This window comes from Enterobacter sp. 302C9 (assembly GCF_034106085.1).
In the GTDB taxonomy this organism is placed as follows: Bacteria; Pseudomonadota; Gammaproteobacteria; order Enterobacterales; family Enterobacteriaceae; genus Enterobacter; species Enterobacter asburiae_B.
This window is the reverse complement of record NZ_JAWNBW010000009.1, coordinates 122,269-138,709: the sequence shown is the minus strand read 5'-3', so window position 1 is coordinate 138,709 and position 16,441 is coordinate 122,269. Positions and strand designations below refer to the sequence as shown.

The following is a 16,441-nucleotide window of genomic DNA, read 5'->3' as shown; positions in this document are numbered from 1 at the left end:
TCTCTTGCACCAACCTGCGCGGATGCGCAGGTTTTTTTTCGCCTCCACTTTTGCTGTCGCTCCCGTATCACTTCTCGTGTAATCTGCCACCATTTACTATCAACCCTCCACACTGGCTGGCAAAGGGAGTTGAGATGCTATTTGGGTTCTTCCGTACACTGTTCCGTATTCTTTTTCGCATCCGCGTCACTGGCGATGCCCAGGCGCTTCGCGGTGAACGCGTTCTTATCACACCAAATCATGTTTCCTTTATAGACGGCATTCTGCTGGCGCTATTTTTACCCGTGCGCCCGGTGTTTGCGGTCTATACCTCTATCAGCCAGCAGTGGTACATGCGCTGGCTCACGCCGCTGATTGATTTTGTGCCGCTCGACCCGACAAAGCCGATGATGATTAAGCATCTGGTGCGTCTGGTTGAGCAGGGGCGTCCGGTGGTTATTTTCCCGGAAGGGCGTATTTCAGTGACCGGTTCGCTGATGAAAATTTACGACGGCGCGGGGTTTGTTGCCGCGAAATCAAAAGCGACCGTGGTGCCGCTGCGCATTGAAGGCGCAGAGTTGACCCATTTCAGCCGCCTGAAGGGGCTGGTGAAGCAGCGTCTGTTCCCAACAATCACGCTGCATATTCTGCCGCCCACGTCGTTACCTATGCCGGACGCGCCGCGTGCCCGCGATCGCCGTAAAATCGCCGGGGAAATGCTGCATCAGATTATGATGGAAGCGCGCATGGCCGTGCGCCCGCGCGAAACGCTGTACGAGTCTCTGCTTTCCGCGCAGCACCGCTATGGTGCGAAGAAAAACTGCATCGAAGACATCAACTTTACCCCGGATACCTATCGCAAGCTGCTGACTAAGACCCTGTTTGTGGGCCGTATTCTGGAGAAGTACAGCAAGAAGGGCGAAAAGATTGGCCTGATGCTGCCTAACGCGGGCATCAGCGCGGCGGTGATTTTTGGTGCGGTTTCCCGGGGGCGCATCCCGGCAATGATGAACTACACGGCGGGGGTGAAAGGACTGACCAGCGCCATCACCGCTGCCCAGATTAATACCGTCTTTACTTCCCGTCAGTTCCTGGACAAAGGCAAGCTCTGGCATCTTCCCGAGCAGCTCACCCAGGTGCGCTGGGTCTTCCTGGAGGATCTGAAAGCGGACGTGACCACGGGTGATAAGCTGTGGATTTTTGCTCACCTGATGATGCCGCGTCTGGCGCAGGTCAAACAGCAGCCGGAAGATGACGCGATCATTCTCTTCACGTCGGGTTCGGAGGGCAACCCGAAAGGCGTCGTCCACAGCCACAAGAGCATTCTGGCGAACGTTGAGCAGATCAAAAGCATTGCCGACTTTACCGCGAATGACCGTTTTATGTCGGCGCTGCCGCTGTTCCACTCCTTTGGCCTGACGGTGGGGCTGTTTACGCCGCTGCTGACCGGCGCAGAAGTGTTCCTCTACCCAAGTCCACTGCATTATCGCATTGTGCCGGAGCTGGTGTATGACCGTAACTGCACCGTCCTGTTCGGCACTTCAACCTTCCTCGGCAACTACGCGCGCTTCGCCAATCCGTATGACTTCTATCGCGTGCGGTATGTGGTGGCCGGTGCGGAAAAACTGCAGGAGAGCACGCGTCAGATCTGGCAGGACAAGTTTGGCCTGCGCATTCTCGAAGGTTATGGCGTTACCGAGTGTGCTCCCGTGGTCTCGATTAACGTTCCGATGGCGGCGAAGCCGGGTACGGTGGGCCGAATTCTGCCGGGGATGGACGCGCGTCTGCTGGCCGTGCCGGGCATTGAAGACGGTGGCCGTCTGCAGCTGAAAGGGCCAAACGTGATGAACGGTTATCTGCGCGTGGAAAACCCAGGCGTGCTTGAGGTGCCGACGGCTGAAAACGTCAACGGCGAGGTTGAAACAGGCTGGTACGACACCGGTGATATTGTCCGTTTTGATGAACAAGGCTTTGTACAGATTCAGGGACGTGCGAAGCGCTTCGCCAAAATCGCCGGTGAAATGGTCTCGCTGGAAATGGTTGAGCAACTGGCGACGGCCGTGTCCGCGGATAAGATGCATGCGACGGTAGTGAAGAGCGATGCCAGCAAAGGCGAGGCGCTGGTGCTGTTTACGACCGACGCTGAGCTTAAGCGCGACAGGTTACTAAGCTATGCGCGTGAACACGGTATTCCTGAACTGGCGGTGCCGCGCGATATTCGCTACCTGAAGCAGCTCCCGGTGCTGGGTAGCGGGAAGCCCGATTTCGTGACCCTGAAAGGCATGGTTGAAGAGGCGGAACAGCAAAATGCGTGAGTCAGTACACACTAACACATCGCTCAGGTCGAAAGGCATGATGGCCGTTATCGCCGCACAGTTTCTCTCTGCGTTCGGTGATAACGCGCTGCTGTTTGCCACGCTGGCGCTGCTGAAGGCCGAGTTTTACCCCGACTGGAGCCAGCCGATCCTGCAGATGGTGTTTGTGGGCGCTTACATTATCTTTGCTCCGTTCGTCGGGCAGGTGGCGGACAGTTTCCCGAAAGGCCGGGTGATGATGTTTGCCAACGGCCTCAAGCTGCTGGGTGCCGCCAGCATTTGCTTTGGCTTCAACCCGTTTATTGGCTACACGCTGGTGGGCATCGGCGCTGCCGCCTACTCCCCGGCGAAGTATGGCATTCTCGGAGAGCTGACCACGGGCGATAAGCTGGTGAAAGCCAACGGCCTGATGGAGTCGTCAACCATTGCCGCAATCCTGCTCGGATCCGTCGCGGGCGGCGTACTGGCCGACTGGCATGTCCTGGCGGCACTGGGCATCTGCGCGGTGGTGTATGGCGGGGCGGTTGTGGCGAACCTGTTTATTCCCAAACTGCCGGTGGCTCGCCCGGGGCAATCCTGGCGCTTTAAACCGATGACCGGCAGTTTCTTTACCGCCTGTCGCGTGCTGTGGCGTAACGGTGAAACGCGTTTCTCATTGATGGGGACCAGTATGTTCTGGGGCGCGGGCGTCACGCTGCGCTTCCTGCTGGTGCTGTGGGTGCCGGTGGCGCTGGGAATTACCGACAACGCGACGCCGACCTATCTTAACGCGATGGTGGCCATCGGCATTGTGGTGGGGGCCGGTGCGGCGGCGAAGCTGGTGACGCTCGAGACGGTAGCACGCTGCATGCCCGCAGGGATCCTGATTGGCGTTGTGGTGCTGATTTTCTCGCTGCAACATGCATTATTGCCTGCGTATGTCCTCCTCATCCTTATTGGTATTCTGGGCGGTTTCTTCGTGGTGCCGCTGAACGCGTTACTGCAGGAACGTGGCAAGCAGACCGTCGGGGCGGGGAACGCCATTGCGGTACAAAACTTGGGTGAAAACCTGGCGATGCTGTTAATGCTGGGGCTCTACTCGCTGGCGGTAAAAGTGGGTGTGCCGGTGGTGGGGATTGGCGTCGGGTTTGGCGGGCTGTTTGCGCTGGCGATTGCGGGTTTGTGGATCTGGCAGCGTCGGCGTTGATAAGTGCGGCCTGATGCCCTCACCCCGGCCCTCTCCCACAGGGAGAGGGAGCAAACCCTAAAAACGGCAACGTGCGTTGCCGTTTTGCTTTTATTACGGCGCAGGATACGTATAAACCTGATGCACCGCTTCAATCTCCGCTAATACCTCTTCACTCAGGTTCAGATGGAAACTCTCAATATTGGTTTTCAACTGTTCCATCGTTGTCGCGCCCAGCAGGGTACTGGCAACAAACGGCTGACGACGCACGAAGGCCAGCGCCATCTGTGCAGGGTCAAGACCGTGACGCTTTGCGATATCCACATAGGCTGCAACGGCTTTCTGTGTCTGCTCGCCGCTGTAGCGGGTAAAGCGGCTAAAGAGGGTATTTCTCGCCCCGGCCGGTTTCGCGCCGTTCAGGTATTTCCCCGTCAGCGTGCCAAAGCCGAGACAGGAATAGGCGAGCAGTTCCACTTCTTCATATTGCGTCACTTCGGCCAGACCCACCTCATAGCTACGGTTAAGCAGGCTGTACGGGTTCTGGATGGTGACGATACGCGGCAGATCGTGTTTATCTGCCAGGTGCAGATAGCGCATTACGCCAAAGGCCGTTTCGTTAGAGACGCCAATGTAGCGGATTTTTCCCGCGCGCTGGCACTCGGTCAGCGCTTCCAGCGTTTCCAGCAGCGTTACGGCGGGGGCGCTCTCATTCCAGCTGTAGCCGAGCTTACCAAAGCAGTTGGTTGGCCGCTGCGGCCAGTGCACCTGATACAGGTCGAGATAGTCGGTTTGCAGGCGCTTCAGGCTGGCGTCCAGTGCGGCGCGGATATTCTTGCGATCGAGGATCTGATTCGGGCGGATCCCGGTATCGTTGTTGCGCGCGGGGCCACTGACTTTTGAGGCAATCACCAGCTTTTCACGGTTGCCGCGTTTTGCCAGCCAGTTACCGACGTAGGTTTCGGTAAGTCCCTGCGTTTCCGGACGTGGCGGAACAGGGTACATCTCTGCGACATCAATCAGGTTAATCCCCTGGCTGACGGCGTAATCGAGTTGTGCATGGGCATCGGCTTCGCTGTTTTGTTCACCAAATGTCATCGTGCCCAACCCCAGTTGGCTTATTTCCAGAGCGCTGTGGGGGATACGGTGATAATGCATAGCCGGCTTCCTCAGTAGACTTATAGACCGCGTCAGGGCGTGCCCGACAAAGGAATATAAACATGGCAGAGGGGAAGCAAAAGGGGAAGAAAAAAATCAAAAAGGCCAGCAAGCGACTGACCTTTAACTGTTTATCGCTCGATAATTTGCGATACTTCGTCGCGATTGATCTGCATTTTATTGCCTTCCTGGTCACGGTAGCTGACCAGACCGGTATCATCGTCGACTTCGGGTTTACCGTCGGTCAGGATCATTCGACCATCTTTTGTCGCCATGACGTAATCGCTGCTACAGCCCGATACGGCAAACGCTAAACCGACTGCTGAAACTAACACTGCCCATTTTTTCATCGTTATCGTCCTCATCTGGCGCGTATCAAATCATAATCTAGTATTAACCCGATATGGCGACTTGAGGAAGCGGTAAAATCTTAAAAAGCAGTCGATTATGTTTGAGAGCTCGCAAAATAAGTAAAAAACTATGTTTTTAACAGGAAATGACGGGCAAGTAGCGCGCCGGTGAAATTCTTTTTGAGATAAAAACCGCGCGGTAACGTCAGTATCGGCTCACCCTTCGCGCCGATTGCCTCGGTAAGCGCTTTGCTGTTGGCCGCTTTCGGGCGCAATTGTAAAACTTCTCCGTGTCGGGCGGTGATGCGCTCTACCTGCCCAAGCACAATCATGTCCATCAGCTCCTCCCAGTCCAGACGCAGCTGTTGCTCCTCATCGTCGTTCGGGCTCCAGAGCAGCGGCGCGCCAACGCGACGGTCAGCCAGGGGGATCTGACGTTCACCTTCGACCGGTACCCACAACACGCGCTTCAGCTTGTGGCGAACGTGGCTGGTTTCCCACGTTACGCCGGTGTTGCCGGTTAATGGCGCAACGCAGACGAAGGTGGTCTCAAGGGGCTTGCCCTGGCTGTCTATAGGGATGGTTTTTAACTCCACGCCAAGCGCTGCAAAATCCTGCTCGGGTTTGCTTCCTGCGCTGGCACCCAGCCACAGCTCAAGCAGCATGCCGATCCAGCCTTTATCCCGTTTCAGATCCTTCGGGATCTGAAGCCCTGCCATTGCCGCCAGCTCGCCAAGCGAAAAGCCTGCAAGACGCCGTGCCTGCTGTAGCAACTGACCTTCGCTGGACGGCGGTGAGAGCAAGGGTGTAAGCGGATGCATGAAGGTAACCTTTTGATTAAAAAATAAACGAAGAAATTGTCCCCTGTGGATAGAGTTTAACTATTTCTGTACCAATATTCCATGTCTATGATTTATAGGTTTTTTTATTGGTTTGAAATCGTTTCACCAGACTCAGAAAACCGGTTGTTCAAATCTGGTCACTGACAATGAACAGGATCTTACACCATGTTATCCACAGAAAAATGGGATAACTGGGCATAACCCTGACTACTGTTTCAATTTACAGCCTTGACGTGCGATGAAAATCGAATTTTCAAACAAATTGTGACTAACTTATTGGCACAATCTGTGGATAAAACCGACGCTGTTCGATCTTTCATCAGCACGACGATCCCAGATGTGACGATCGTCACGATATTCTGTTTTGTGCTCATGGAAATACATTTAACTATTTGAAAATAATTGCATTATCTAATTAAGGTGAAAAAGGGGAGACTGCATCGTTTGAGGTTGTTCATCGGTAATCAGACACTTCTTCACAACTATATCCACAGAAAAGGTGAATAAAATTCCCTTCACCACCTCTCATCTGTTTATAACTCAGCACTTATTTGTGAGTTATTCAAATGTTATTAGGTTGCAGCCCTGTAAGAGAGTGGTTTACCGCCTCCCTGTAGTGTGAAACAATCATTCATATATAAGGTTTAGTTTGGGGTAGTCCGGTGATTGATGACGATGGCTACCGCCCGAACGTAGGAATAGTAATTTGTAATCGTCAGGGCCAGGTAATGTGGGCCCGGCGATATGGTCAGCACTCCTGGCAGTTCCCGCAAGGCGGGATCAATCCGGGAGAGTCCCCAGAACAAGCGATGTACCGGGAGCTTTTTGAAGAGGTCGGTTTAAGCCGAAAAGATGTTCGCATCCTGGCTTCGACCCGCAACTGGTTGCGTTACAAGTTACCGAAACGTTTGGTGCGTTGGGACACAAAGCCGGTTTGTATCGGCCAGAAACAGAAGTGGTTTCTGTTGCAGTTGGTGGGCAACGATTCAGACATCAATATGCAAACCAGCAGTACGCCGGAGTTCGATGGCTGGCGCTGGGTGAGCTATTGGTATCCTGTTCGTCAGGTCGTGTCATTTAAACGCGATGTTTACCGTAGGGTGATGAAAGAGTTTGCAAGTGTGGTAATGCAGCTTCAGGAGATCCCGCCTAAGCCGCAGAGCGCACCTGCCTGGCGACGTAAAAGAGGTTAAGCTACGCAAATCATGCTCACCCGCTTGCGAGAAATAGTCGAGAAGGTGGCCAGTGCTCCGCGTCTGAACGAGGCGCTGAATATTCTGGTCACTGACATCTGCCTTGCGATGGAGACCGAGGTCTGTTCGGTGTATCTGGCCGACCACGATCGGCGCTGCTATTACCTGATGGCGACCCGTGGTTTAAAAAAACCACGTGGACGCACCGTCACGCTCGCATTTGATGAAGGTATCGTGGGTCTGGTTGGGCGGCTGGCTGAACCCATCAACCTTGCTGACGCGCAAAAACACCCCAGCTTTAAATACATCCCTTCCGTAAAAGAAGAGCGCTTCCGCGCTTTCCTTGGCGTGCCGATTATCCAGCGTCGTCAGCTGCTCGGCGTGTTGGTCGTCCAGCAGCGCGAGCTACGTCAGTACGATGAAAGCGAAGAGTCTTTCCTCGTCACGCTGGCCACGCAGATGGCGGCGATCCTCTCCCAGTCCCAGCTTGCCGCGCTCTTTGGTCAATATCGCCATACGCGCATTCGTGCCCTTCCGGCATCGCCAGGCGTAGCAATTGCTGAAGGCTGGATGGACGCCACGCTGCCGCTGATGGAGCAGGTTTACGAAGCCTCAACGCTTGATGAAGCGCTTGAGCGAGAGCGTCTTACCGCCGCGCTGGAAGAGGCGGCGAATGAATTTCGTCGTTACAGCAAGCGCTTTGCCGCAGGTGCACAGAAAGAGACGGCGGCCATCTTCGACCTCTATTCGCACCTGCTCTCCGACGCGCGTCTGCGTCGTGAGCTGTTTGCGGAAGTGGATAAAGGCTCGGTCGCAGAGTGGGCGGTTAAGAAGGTCATCGAAAAATTTGCCGATCAATTTGCGGCACTGACCGACGGTTACCTGAAAGAACGGGCTGGCGATCTCCGCGCCCTGGGACAGCGTCTGCTGTTCCATCTCGATGACACCATTCAGGGGCCGAATGCCTGGCCAAAACGGTTTGTTCTGGTCGCCGATGAGCTCTCGGCAACGACGCTGGCTGAACTGCCTCAGGACAGGCTGGCCGGTGTGGTGGTGCGCGATGGCGCAGCCAACTCGCATGCCGCCATTATGGTGCGCGCGCTGGGTATTCCAACCGTTATGGGCGCGGATATCCAGCCGTCGGTACTGCATCGCCGTACGCTGGTAGTGGACGGCTATCGTGGTGAGCTGCTGGTCGATCCTGAGCCGGTTCTGCTCCAGGAATACCAGCGTCTTATCAGCGAAGAGAATGAATTAAGCAAGCTGGCGGAAGATGACGTTAACCTGCCCGCACAGCTTAAGAGCGGTGAGCGGATCAAAGTCATGCTCAATGCCGGTTTAAGCCCTGAGCATGAAGAAAAGCTTGGCAGCCGCATCGACGGTATTGGCCTGTACCGTACTGAAATCCCGTTCATGCTGCAGAGCGGTTTCCCCTCCGAAGAGGAGCAGGTGGCGCAGTATCAGGGGATGCTGCAGATGTTTAACGACAAACCTGTCACCCTGCGAACCCTGGATGTCGGCGCGGATAAACAGCTGCCCTATATGCCGATCAGCGAAGAAAACCCGTGCCTGGGCTGGCGTGGGATCCGCATTACGCTCGATCAGCCGGAGATCTTCCTGATCCAGGTGCGTGCGATGCTGCGCGCCAACGCGGCGACGGGCAATCTCAGCATCTTACTCCCGATGGTCACCAGCATTGATGAGATCGACGAGTCCCGGCGGCTGATCGAGCGTGCAGGCCGTGAAGTGGAAGAGATGATCGGCTATGCGATCCCGAAACCGCGGATCGGGGTGATGCTTGAAGTGCCGTCTATGGTCTTTATGCTGCCGCAGCTGGCAAACCGTGTTGATTTTATCTCTGTCGGCACGAACGACCTGACGCAATATATTCTGGCCGTCGACCGTAACAATACCCGCGTCGCCAGTATCTACGACAGCCTGCATCCGGCGATCATTCGCGCGTTAGCGATGATTGCCCGTGAAGCGGAACAGTACGGCATTGATTTACGCCTGTGCGGTGAAATGGCCGGGGATTCAATGTGCGTTGCGATCCTGATTGGTCTGGGATACCGCCATCTGTCGATGAACGGTCGCGCTGTCGCCCGCGTGAAGTACCTGCTGCGGCATATCGACATCAACGATGCCCGCGAGCTGGCTGAACGCAGCCTTGACGCGCAGCTGGCCGCTGAGGTTCGTCATCAGGTCGCGGCGTTTATGGAACGGCGCGGTATGGGCGGCCTGATCCGCGGCGGCCGCTAATCATCTTTCTGCCTCTCCCTCCGGGAGAGGGCTCCAGCGCGCATAAAACCCTATACACATCTTTTACATCTCTGGCGCATCCTCCGCGCCCGCCTTGTGCTATGATTCGCAACTTTGGAGCCTCTGCTTACGGCAGAATCGCATTTCTACCGCTGTCCACTTTCAGCGGAATAACAACATCTTGTGGTGACAGATGAACAGTGGTTATCTGCATTTTCCGGAATTTGATCCGGTCATTTTCTCAGTAGGACCTGTTTCGCTTCACTGGTACGGTCTGATGTACCTGGTGGGCTTCATTTTTGCCATGTGGCTCGCTGGCCGTCGCGCCAGTCGTCCGGGCAGCGGCTGGACGAAAAACGAAGTTGAAAACCTGCTCTATGCGGGCTTCCTCGGCGTGTTCCTCGGTGGCCGCATTGGGTACGTGCTGTTCTATAACTTCCCGGTATTCCTGAACGATCCGCTCTATCTGTTCCGCGTGTGGGACGGCGGCATGTCCTTCCACGGCGGCCTGATTGGGGTGATCCTGGTGATGGTGATTTTTGCCAAACGCACCAAACGCAACTTCTTCCAGGTTTCAGATTTTATCGCACCGCTGATCCCGTTTGGGCTGGGCGCTGGCCGTCTGGGTAACTTTATCAACGGTGAGCTGTGGGGTCGCGTCGACCCGAGCGTGCCGTACACGATGCTCTTCCCGGGCTCCCGCGCAGAAGATATCGCGCTGCTGCCATCACACCCGGAGTGGCAGTCCATTTTCGATACCTACGGCGTTCTGCCGCGCCATATGTCTCAGCTGTACGAGCTGGCACTGGAAGGCGTGGTGCTGTTTATCATCCTCAACCTGTTTATCCGCAAACCGCGTCCGATGGGCGCTGTCTCCGGCCTGTTCCTGATTGGCTACGGCGCATTCCGTATTATCGTCGAGTTCTTCCGTCAGCCAGACGCACAGTTTACCGGCGAATGGGTACAGTACATCAGCATGGGGCAGATCCTCTCCATTCCGATGATTGTCGCGGGTGCCATTATGATGATTTGGGCGTATCGTCGTCGTCCACAGCAACAAATTTCCTGAGGAACCATGAAACAGTATCTTGAATTGATGAAAAAAGTGCTCGACGAGGGCACGCCGAAAAACGACCGCACCGGCACCGGTACGCTCTCCATTTTTGGCCACCAGATGCGCTTCAACCTGCAAGAAGGCTTCCCACTGGTGACGACAAAGCGCTGCCATCTGCGCTCGATCATTCATGAACTGCTCTGGTTCCTGCAAGGCGATACCAACGTTGCGTATCTGCACGAAAATAACGTCTCAATCTGGGACGAATGGGCAGATGAAAACGGCAACCTGGGCCCGGTTTACGGCAAGCAGTGGCGCGCCTGGCCAACGCCTGATGGCCGCCATATTGACCAGATCGCCACCGTGATGAACCAGCTGAAAAACGATCCGGACTCGCGCCGAATCATCGTTTCCGCCTGGAACGTCGGCGAGCTGGATAAAATGGCGCTGGCACCTTGCCACGCGTTCTTCCAGTTCTATGTCGCTGACGGCAAGCTCTCCTGCCAGCTCTACCAGCGCTCCTGTGACGTGTTCCTCGGCCTGCCGTTTAACATTGCCAGCTATGCGCTGTTGGTCCACATGATGGCGCAGCAGTGCGACCTGGAAGTGGGTGATTTTGTCTGGACCGGTGGGGACACCCATCTTTACAGCAACCATATCGAACAGACGCATCTCCAGCTGACCCGCGAACCGCGTGCGCTGCCGAAGCTGATTATCAAACGCAAACCGGCATCAATCTTCGACTATCGCTTTGATGATTTCGAGATTGAGGGCTATGACCCGCATCCGGGCATCAAAGCGCCCGTCGCTATCTGATGCGATAAAGCGTGACACAACCGGTGCTCTTTAGCGCCGGTTTTTTTTCGCCTTTATCTCGTTTCCCGAAGCGCTATCCAGAAAGCGTGCAACGCGCTGCAACACTCCTGATTCTCCGGATAACGCCTCGTAAAACGAGGATCCGTCGCTCGTCATGTTCACCGCGCTTCGCCACACTCCCGATATGAAAAAAGAGAACGGTTTTACGCTTATCGAAACGCTGGTCGCGATTTCGCTTGTCGTTATCCTCAGCGCCTCAGGTCTTTACGGCTGGGACAGCTGGCAGCGGCAGCAGCGGCTGTGGCAAACCGCCAGTCAGGTACGAGATTACCTGCTGTTTCTGCGCAATCATGCCAACCGCTACAACCGCGACCATCAAATTATCCATCAGCGGGTGGGAGGCATGGATTGTCTGCTGAGCTCTGCCGCACAAGGCTGTGAAAAGGGCAATCCCTTTGTGCTGATACCACTCTGGCCTGAGGTCGCGATCGGCGAGGTAACGCCGTCGCTCGCGTTCTATGGATTAAAGGATACGGCATGGGCAGGGCGGATACGCGTTCAAAGTCGTGCAGGAGAATGGCTGATTATTGTCTCAAATGGAGGACGCATCAGGATGTGTAAGGTCTCTGCGGGAGGTTCATGTCGATGAAGCAGCGAGGTTTCTCACTGACTGAAGTTCTGATTGCAACGGCGATTAGCAGCCTCCTGCTGATAAGCGCATCGCGTTTTTTACCCGGCTTGCAGCGGGCGGTCTTAGCGCAGTCTGGCCAGAGACAACTGGAGGAAGAGGTCTGGCACCACCTGTTCGCCCTGGGCAAACAGCTCCAGCGTGCGGGGTACTGCGCGGGAAACTGTCAGGGACAGGCGCTGGTGACAGCCAGGCAAGGAAGTTGCGTCATTGTGCGGTGGGATGCCAACAGTAACGGCAGCTGGGATAACAGCGCATCAGAAAATGACAGCACCGGTTTTCGACTGGAGTCTGGTGCGCTTGAAACCCAGCGTGGAGCGACCTCATGTGAAGGAAAAGGATGGGAAAAGCTCACGGACCCGGACAGGCTTACTATCGCGCATTTTGTGGTGAGGACAGTGGAACATGCCGGTTTTGCGCCAGAGGTGAATATCGAACTGGCGGCGATTCGTAAAGGCGAGAAGGGGGAGCCCTGGCAGGCGTTGTATACGGTCACGGGGTACAACCTGTGAATCGTCAACGCGGCATGTCTTCGCTGGCGATGGTTCTGCTTTTACTGGTGCTCGGTACCCTGATCCTCACCGGTCTCAATCAGCAGCTCACAACGTTTAGCGCGCTCGTCGGCGGTGAGAGCCGTTCGCTTCAGCAGCAGGCGACGGTGCAGTCCGCGCTTGAGTGGGGACGGGTTCAGAGCTGGTCGTCAGAGCCACAGGTTCAGTGCAAGAAGACTCCTGCGTTGCGAGCGTGTTTGCGCCCGCTGAGTGGTGCGCGTGTGCTGCTGATTGCCGGAGACAGCGACCTGCTGCTCTGGCGCGCAGGAGAGATTGTCGACGGGAACGTTCGCTTTTCGCCTCACGGCTGGAGTGATTTTTGTCCCCTTAAGGAGAGCGCGTTATGCCAGCTGCCGTGAACAGAGAAAAAGGGTTTAGCATGGTTGAGGTACTGCTGGCGATGATGCTGCTGGTGATCGTCGTGACGGCTTTGTCCGGTTATCATCGGGCGCTGGCGGCTCGGTTTACCCTGTTTAACCAGTATCGACAGCTCTGGCATCATGCCTGGAATCAGTCTCAGCTCTCAACAAATGTTCTCCCGGCTGGCTGGCAGGCCAGTCGGGGGCAGACAACGCACGCAGGATGTGTCAGCATCACGGTCACACTTATTTCTCCTCTGGGGCGGCGCGGTGAGATAACGCGCCTGCATTGCCCGGTTAGCCAGTAGTCGGGAGCGTCTATGTTAAGGGTCTACCACTCAAATCGTCTGGATGTGCTGGAAGCGCTGATGGAATTTATCGTTGAGCGCGAGCGGCTTGACGATCCTTTTGAGCCTGAAATGGTGCTGGTGCAGAGCACCGGTATGGCACAGTGGCTGCAAATGTCGCTTTCCCGTAAATTTGGCATAGCCGCAAATATTGATTTCCCGCTGCCCGCGAGTTTTATCTGGGAGATGTTTGTGCGCGTGTTGCCGGACATCCCGGAGCAGAGCGCCTTCAATAAACAAGGCATGAGCTGGAAGCTCATGGCGCTGCTGCCGGAAATGCTGCAGCACGATGAATTCGCCATGCTGCGCCACTACCTCAATGACGATACCGATAAGCGCAAGCTGTTCCAACTGGCGTCGCGCACCGCCGATCTCTACGATCAATACCTTGTTTACCGTTCTGACTGGTTAATTCGTTGGGAAGCGGGCGAGTTGGTTGAAGGGCTACCGGAGGCGCAAATATGGCAGGCACCGCTGTGGAAAGCGCTGGTAGAGCATACGGAGAAACTTGGGCAGCCTAAGTGGCACCGTGCCAACCTGTACGATCGGTTTATCTCCATACTCGAGAATGCGTCGGAGCGCCCGGCCCGACTGCCGTCACGCGTTTTTATCTGCGGGATATCCGCATTACCGCCTGTTTATCTGAAGGCGTTGAACGCGCTGGGTAAACATATTGATATTCATATTTTGTTCACCAACCCTTGCCGACAGTATTGGGGGGATATCCTCGACGAACGTTGGCTTGCGCGGCTGGTGACTCGCCAACGAAAGCGCCTTTTTGAAGAACGTTCCGTCCCGCTGTTTAAAGACGGCTCGACTGCCGGGCAGCTTTTTGATGAAGACGGTATCCAGAACCTGCCCAATCCACTGCTTGCCTCGTGGGGGAAGCTGGGGCGTGACTACATTCACATGCTTTCAGACATCACTTCATCAGGCGAAGGCGATGTGGATGCCTTTGTCGATATTGCCCCGGATAGCCTGCTGCATCATATTCAGCTGGATATCCTCGATCTGGAAAACCGTGCCGTGATGGGCGTGACGGCGAAAGAATTCGAACGCAGCGACAGCAAGCGTAAGCTGGATGCTGACGATCGCAGCGTCACGATCCATGTTTGCCATAGCCCTCAGCGTGAGGTCGAAGTGCTTCACGACCAGTTGCTGGCGATGCTGCAGGACGATCCCGAACTCACCCCGCGCGATATCGTGGTGATGGTGGCGGATATCGACAGCTACAGTCCCTTCATTCAGGCCGTTTTTGGCAGTGCGACGGGCGAGCGATATCTGCCTTACGCTATCTCTGACCGTCGTGCCCGTCAGTCGCATCCGGCATTGCAGGCCTTTATCACTCTGCTTTCACTGCCGGATAGCCGCTTTATCTCCGAAGATGTCCTGGCGTTACTGGATGTTCCCGTGCTGGCTGCACGCTTCAACATCAATGAAGAGGGGCTGCGCTACCTTCGCCAGTGGGTGAATGAATCTGGCGTACGCTGGGGGATCGATGACGATAACGTTCAGGAGTTCGAACTTCCTCCAACCGGGCAGCACACGTGGCGTTTTGGCCTGACGCGTATGCTGCTGGGCTACGCCATGGAGAGCAGCCAGGGCGAGTGGAATGAGGTGCTGCCTTACGATGAGTCCAGCGGGTTAATTGCTGAACTGGTGGGGCATTTAGCGTCACTCCTGATGCAGCTCAACCGCTGGCGACACGAGCTGATGCAGCCGCGTCCGCTTGAAGCGTGGCTTCCGGTTTGCAGGGCATTGCTTAATGATTTCTTCCTGCCAGACAGTGACACCGAAGCGGCAATGGCACTGATTGAAACGCAGTGGCAGGCGATCGTCGATGAAGGCGTGAATTCCCACTATCAGGAGGCCATCCCGCTGTCGCTGTTGAGGGATGAGCTGACGCAGCGGCTCGATCAGGAGCGAATCAGCCAGCGTTTCCTGGCAGGCCCCATCAATATCTGCACCCTGATGCCAATGCGTTCTATCCCGTTTAAAGTGGTCTGTCTGCTTGGCATGAACGACGGCGTTTATCCGCGCGCACTGGCGCCGCTGGGGTTCGATTTGATGAGCGCAGATCCCAAGCGGGGTGACCGTAGCCGCCGCGATGATGACCGCTACCTCTTCCTTGAGGCGCTCATTTCCGCCCAGAGTAAGCTCTATATCAGCTATATCGGCCGTTCCATTCAGGACAACAGCGAGCGTTTTCCCTCCGTACTGGTGCAGGAGCTGGTGGACTATATCGGCCAGAGTCACTATCTGCCGGGGGATGAAGATCGCAACTGCGATGAAAGCGAGAAGAGGGTGAAAGCCCATATCACCTGTTTCCACAGCCGCATGCCGTTTGACCCGGTGAACTACACGCCCAGCGAGCGCCAGAGCTATGCGCAGGAGTGGCTGCCGGCGGCGAAAAAGGAGGGGAGTGCGCATACCGATTTCATTCAGGAGCTTGACCCGCGCCCTGTCGACACCCTGACCTTCGAACAGCTTCAGCGGTTTTGGGCGCATCCGGTGCGCGCCTTCTTCCAGCAGCGATTGCAGGTCAACTTCCGTTCTGAAGAGAGTGAAATTCCTGATGCAGAGCCTTTTACGCTGGAAGGGCTGGAGCGCTACCAGTTAAACCTGCAGCTGTTGAATGCGCTGGTTGACGAGGAAGATGCGGACAAACTTTACCGCCGCTACCGTGCTGCAGGACAGTTGCCCTATGGGGCGTTCGGAGAAATTGTGTGGGAGGCGCAGTGTCAGGAGATGACCGCCCTGGCAGAGCGCGTAAGAGAGTGCCGACAGCCAGGGAAAAGCATTGAAATCGATCTCAACTGCAATGGTGTACAGCTTACGGGCTGGTTAACCCAGGTTCAGCCGGACGGGCTGCTGCGCTGGCGGCCTTCTATGCTGAGCGTTTCACAGGGTTTGCAACTCTGGCTGGAACATCTTGTCTACAGTGCGGATGGTCATAAAGGTGAAAGTCGGATTTTCGTGCGCAAAGAGGGTGAATGGCGCTTCCCGCCGATGGAGTCTGAGCAGGCGTTACGGTATCTGTCGTTGTACATTGAGGGCTACCGTCAGGGAATGAACAAACCGCTCCTGGTACTGCCGGAAAGTGGCGGGGCCTGGATAAAAGCCTGTTATGACGCACAGAATGATGCGATGTTAACGGATGAGGCGTCACTGCAGAAAGCGCGCAGTAAATTTATGCAGGCCTACGAAGGTAACATGATGGTGCGGGGCGAAGGTGAAGATGTCTGGTATCAGCGCTTATGGCGAACGCTTGAGCCAGAGTACTTTGAGGCCATCACGGAAGAGGCGCAGCGCTACCTGCTGCCGTTGTTTAAATTTAATCAGTCCTGAGCGCTGTATAAAAATTGCGC

14 protein-coding genes are annotated in these 16,441 nt (G+C 55.7%); 11 read left to right on the top strand and 3 right to left on the bottom strand.

Annotated features, from left to right (window positions below; translation table 11 throughout):
• Positions 1 to 134: 134 nt before the first annotated feature.
• Together aas and lplT are read left to right on the top strand one after the other, a co-directional pair.
• On the top strand, positions 135 to 2,294 hold the full coding sequence (aas, locus tag UR289_RS16855; protein ID WP_320711006.1) for a bifunctional acyl-ACP--phospholipid O-acyltransferase/long-chain-fatty-acid--ACP ligase: 2,160 nt from the start codon (positions 135 to 137) through the stop codon (positions 2,292 to 2,294).
• Positions 2,287 to 3,480 carry a lysophospholipid transporter LplT gene (gene lplT, locus UR289_RS16850; protein ID WP_047060028.1) on the top strand — a complete coding sequence of 398 codons (1,194 nt, stop codon included), beginning with the start codon at positions 2,287 to 2,289 and terminating at the stop codon, positions 3,478 to 3,480. Before aas ends, lplT begins: the two co-directional genes overlap by 8 nt.
• A gap of 93 nt (positions 3,481 to 3,573) precedes the next feature.
• On the opposite strand, the gene UR289_RS16845 is transcribed toward lplT, so the two are convergent.
• The 3 genes from UR289_RS16845 to mutH all read right to left on the bottom strand — a co-directional run bounded on the left by UR289_RS16845 (position 3,574) and on the right by mutH (position 5,785).
• On the bottom strand, positions 3,574 to 4,614 hold the full coding sequence (locus UR289_RS16845; RefSeq protein ID WP_023309049.1) for an NADP(H)-dependent aldo-keto reductase: 1,041 nt from the start codon (positions 4,612 to 4,614) through the stop codon (positions 3,574 to 3,576).
• Between the two features lie 131 nt (positions 4,615 to 4,745).
• On the bottom strand, positions 4,746 to 4,964 hold the full coding sequence (locus UR289_RS16840; protein WP_008499668.1) for a YgdI/YgdR family lipoprotein: 219 nt from the start codon (positions 4,962 to 4,964) through the stop codon (positions 4,746 to 4,748).
• Positions 4,965 to 5,092: 128 nt separating this feature from the next.
• Positions 5,093 to 5,785 (bottom strand): DNA mismatch repair endonuclease MutH, encoded by a 693-nt coding sequence (gene mutH, locus UR289_RS16835; protein ID WP_033146444.1) that lies wholly within the window; start codon positions 5,783 to 5,785, stop codon positions 5,093 to 5,095.
• 683 nt (positions 5,786 to 6,468) lie between these two features.
• Between mutH and rppH the strand changes: the two genes are divergently transcribed.
• The 9 genes from rppH (at position 6,469) to recC (ending at position 16,421) form a co-directional block, all read left to right on the top strand.
• Complete coding sequence (gene rppH, locus UR289_RS16830) at positions 6,469 to 6,999, top strand: RNA pyrophosphohydrolase (protein ID WP_013098553.1); 531 nt, start codon at positions 6,469 to 6,471, stop codon at positions 6,997 to 6,999.
• A 12-nt stretch (positions 7,000 to 7,011) separates the two neighbouring features.
• Positions 7,012 to 9,258, top strand: coding sequence for a phosphoenolpyruvate--protein phosphotransferase (ptsP, locus tag UR289_RS16825; protein ID WP_023309047.1), 2,247 nt, complete (start codon positions 7,012 to 7,014; stop codon positions 9,256 to 9,258).
• Between the two features lie 193 nt (positions 9,259 to 9,451).
• Positions 9,452 to 10,327 carry a prolipoprotein diacylglyceryl transferase gene (gene lgt, locus UR289_RS16820; protein ID WP_023309046.1) on the top strand — a complete coding sequence of 292 codons (876 nt, stop codon included), beginning with the start codon at positions 9,452 to 9,454 and terminating at the stop codon, positions 10,325 to 10,327.
• 6 nt (positions 10,328 to 10,333) lie between these two features.
• Positions 10,334 to 11,128 (top strand): thymidylate synthase, encoded by a 795-nt coding sequence (gene thyA, locus UR289_RS16815; protein ID WP_320711002.1) that lies wholly within the window; start codon positions 10,334 to 10,336, stop codon positions 11,126 to 11,128.
• Positions 11,129 to 11,312: 184 nt separating this feature from the next.
• Complete coding sequence (locus UR289_RS16810) at positions 11,313 to 11,777, top strand: prepilin peptidase-dependent protein (protein ID WP_167819078.1); 465 nt, start codon at positions 11,313 to 11,315, stop codon at positions 11,775 to 11,777.
• A complete protein-coding gene (locus UR289_RS16805) occupies positions 11,768 to 12,328 on the top strand; it encodes a prepilin peptidase-dependent protein (RefSeq protein WP_048979865.1) in 561 nt (186 codons plus the stop codon). The genes UR289_RS16810 and UR289_RS16805 overlap by 10 nt, the downstream gene beginning before the upstream one ends.
• Entirely contained in the window at positions 12,325 to 12,726 is a 402-nt protein-coding gene (locus UR289_RS16800; RefSeq protein ID WP_232938775.1) for a DUF2509 family protein, read from the top strand. The genes UR289_RS16805 and UR289_RS16800 overlap by 4 nt, the downstream gene beginning before the upstream one ends.
• On the top strand, positions 12,711 to 13,034 hold the full coding sequence (locus UR289_RS16795) for a prepilin-type N-terminal cleavage/methylation domain-containing protein (protein WP_023309042.1): 324 nt from the start codon (positions 12,711 to 12,713) through the stop codon (positions 13,032 to 13,034). The genes UR289_RS16800 and UR289_RS16795 overlap by 16 nt, the downstream gene beginning before the upstream one ends.
• Before the next feature lie 12 nt (positions 13,035 to 13,046).
• On the top strand, positions 13,047 to 16,421 hold the full coding sequence (gene recC / locus UR289_RS16790) for an exodeoxyribonuclease V subunit gamma (protein WP_320710999.1): 3,375 nt from the start codon (positions 13,047 to 13,049) through the stop codon (positions 16,419 to 16,421).
• The last annotated feature ends 20 nt before the right edge of the window (positions 16,422 to 16,441 follow it).